This window comes from Aphanothece stagnina RSMan2012, assembly GCF_046764815.1.
Lineage (GTDB): Bacteria > Cyanobacteriota > Cyanobacteriia > PCC-6307 > Cyanobiaceae > NIES-981.
The window spans coordinates 1-3,351 of the sequence record NZ_JBKOUC010000058.1 but is presented as its reverse complement, the minus strand read 5'-3'; the positions used below and the strand labels follow the sequence as shown (position 1 = coordinate 3,351).

Annotated in this window: 2 protein-coding genes; both read left to right on the top strand. The window is 51.2% G+C overall.

Annotated features, from left to right (window positions below; all coding sequences use genetic code 11):
• Positions 1 to 911: 911 nt before the first annotated feature.
• A complete protein-coding gene (locus ACLNEE_RS16585; RefSeq protein WP_411424801.1) occupies positions 912 to 1,331 on the top strand; it encodes a hypothetical protein in 420 nt (139 codons plus the stop codon).
• A gap of 255 nt (positions 1,332 to 1,586) precedes the next feature.
• Positions 1,587 to 2,540 (top strand): RHS repeat domain-containing protein, encoded by a 954-nt coding sequence (locus tag ACLNEE_RS16580; protein ID WP_412007418.1) that lies wholly within the window; start codon positions 1,587 to 1,589, stop codon positions 2,538 to 2,540.
• The last annotated feature ends 811 nt before the right edge of the window (positions 2,541 to 3,351 follow it).

Here is a 3,351-nt window from a genome sequence, read left to right as displayed (position 1 = left end):
CGGAATGGAACGATGTGGGTCGTTTTGGCTGGGTGGGTGGCCTTGGTTACCGCGAAACTCGGCGGGAGTGGGTGAGTCACTACGTCCGCGCCCGTCATTACGGCTTTCCCATGGGGATGTGGACAAGCGTCGATCCGCTGTGGCCGTCGGAGCCGGCGTTTGGGTATGTGGGGGGTATGACTCTTGCAGCTGTCGACCCAAGTGGGCTAGAACGGATATTTGTCCAGATCTGTGCGTACATCTCGCGTCATCGAGCTGTTCGACACGGCAAGTGGTTTCAAGCATTGCCAGGGATACCTCTCTATGGAAATACGAACTCGATGACATTTCCTCCGTCACGCACTACTCCGCTGGATTGTAAATTATGGGCTGAGGTAAGTCTTGACAGTTGCGGGATTGGCAGATCAGGACCAAACGTAAGGCAGAATATTGGGTGGAGTGAGTTTGCTGACGCTAGCGGTCGTATGCTGTTTAGAGCACGAGGCACTTCCAAATTTGACATGAGAAAACGGACGGCGAACGGCTGCGTATCGTCTGTATCGTTTAATCTTAAGGGGCAACTGGGCGTGCCGTTAAGTAGGCCATTCGTATTTTCAGGGCCGCCCCCAATGCCGGGTCCCAGAGTCTTTCCGGGGTTTGGGCCTCTAAAGGCAATTTTGCCACCTATTGTGATGGACGTCCAGATCGAGTTCGTTGCAGTCGGTGATCTCGTTAATGTTTGGGGAAAGCTAGATCATACAGATTTTCCAGACTGGCTTACTAGAGTAGGTGTAGGTTCTCATCCGATTTCTCAGTACAACTACCGATCTGCCCATGCCTCGTTCACTACCGGTCTCCTGCACGGATCATCTTTACGATTCTTCGAGGGAGTAGGAGCTAAAGGCCCGAAGTGCTGCGGAGGTTCATGCTAGATGCGGAAGCTAGGTTTTGGCCTTGCTATTGTGGTGACACTCGGATGCTTTGCCTGGTGCGGAGCGATCGCCTCTCGGCCCGCGATCTGCCTGATTTTAGGTCCACTCAATCAAGACTTCATCCTTTCCAGGGAAACGGTAGAGAAGATAAGGAGACAGGGTCGCGTTTCGCTTAAAATCAAAGAAGATCCTGGTACTATATCTTCAGATTGCACCTATGTTTTTCAAGAAAAGAATGGGAAGATGCATACACCTCGCGAGTTCGGTGGGATCATTCGGGCAGTTCGATCTGAAGATGGTGAGCTTCTTTGGGATGCGGCAACGGCTGACAAGCCGGGAGCGATTGAGTACCTTGGATCCGGTGCTGAGTATTCCGATGCGGGAGAATATCATTATGTCACATTTGGAATTGAACCATAAGACCGGCAGGTATTTGTCGCTTCGAACACGCTAACCTAGCCGGTAAATCTTGAGCGGCCTGCTAGGGCACTTGTTAGGGTGCGCAGTCTTCCCGAATTGAGAAGGCAAGTGGAGACAATCTGTCGATAATGTTTTGTCAGATCGATTCAACAAAGCGACTTTCTGCCGATGGCCTGAAGCGGGCCGAGATCACTTCCGCCGGAACCACGACGCTTGTGTGGGATGGCACCGACTACTTGCAGGAGCGCAGTTGACATGCCCGTAAACACTTACATCACGGCCAATGGCCGCATCCGCCGCCGGATTACGACGAACGGCGGAGCTGTGACGGATCAGGTTGCGGTGGTGACGAATGCTTTGGGCTCGGTAGTTGCGACCTACAAAGACGGCTGGCTAACCGCCGACCGTAGCTACGACCCCTACGGCGAAACCCGGGCCGAATGGAACGATGTGGGTCGTTTTGGCTGGGTCGGTGGCCTTGGCTACCGTGAAACTCGACGGGAGTGGGTGAGTCACTACGTCCGCGCCCGTCATTACGGCTTTCCCATGGGGATGTGGACGAGTGTCGATCCGCTGTGGCCGGAGGAGGCAGCGTTTGGGTATGTGGGTGGCCAGCCGATTCGATACACAGATCCAACCGGAGCCAACTCAAAACGAAAGAGCCAACGTCAACCAGTGCCTCCGATCTGGCCGAGTGGGAAGTACGATAAATGCAGCGACTTGCTTGATATTGCTGCTATTGCACAGAACTCTGCTAAACCATCGGAATCCACAAGTTACATCCTCTGTGTCAATGAAGGCCTCAAAGCCGGTAAGTCTATAGGCGACATCGTGCTTTCTTGCCTAGCGCAAAACTTGAATGCAAAGGCACTAGACGCATTGATCGAATATATCATTTGCAGATCATATCAAAGGCGTCTTAACATAAAGGGAGATGCATCACCGTGCGATCCTGTACTCGCATCACAGCATACCGAGGTTCAGAACGCGTGTTGTGAAATCAAATACCTTACTTGCTTGATCGCAAAACTGGAGGCACAAACTAAAGCTAAGGGGCTGGAACGATTGAAGGGTATTGCAGAATGTCTTCTTCCGTCTTCGGTGATGGGTGCCGACTGTCTTCTCACCGCACGAATGCAAGGCGGTTGCGGCCCGGACTGGTTTCCGCAAGAATTTCTTAATGTCTTGCCGAGGAGAGATAGGCAGTGAACCTTGTCCGATTGCCCCTGATTTTCTTGCTAGCTTTCTGCACTAGCATTACTATGTTTGGTTGCCTTTCATCCAAAGAAGTGTCACTAGGGTCACTGCAGTCCGTTTCCGAGCCTTACAGAACTTGGAGTTTTCCAGTCTTTAGGGAGACCCGGAAGATAGGAAAATGGCGTTCCTCTATTCCCATCCAGTGGAGAGGTAGAGCCAACGGTGGTATAGGAAATGGAAAAATATCTGTCAGCATGCTAATTCAAATTCAGGCATCACATCGGAAATCCGTGTTTTCTAAAGAACTTTCCGAATATGGTTTCGGGCGAGAGGCATTGTTTGCGCCCAAGCAGTACAAAGGCTTTAGAATGATAGGGGCGAGAAGTCTACTTCGCCCAAGCGATTATAATCTGCATGCCTATAATCCTACATCGGGCCTACACGTTGTCTTCTTGATCGAGTCCGCATCAACTCCGTGGAAAGATGCCTCTGTCTTGCAGTTACTTAAGGCAGTCCTTGACGGCACACTTACGGATGAAAATGACTAACGTATCGCTTGAACACAACTAGTGCTTTAGATACAACGGCCGAGAAGCTGCCGTTTGAAAGTCGCATGCGTTGCATTGTAAAATATTTGAAAAAGTGATCGATGTTCGTTCGTGAGATACTTCAACGCCTTTACCATACCCGAGCATCCCACACCTACGACCTGAACGGGAACTTGACCGGAGTGAGTGGCCGACTCCTCTCCGTGAACCCGGGCACGATCACCATGGTGTATGATAAAGAGAACAGGATGGTGGTTCATAACCTTAACGGAACC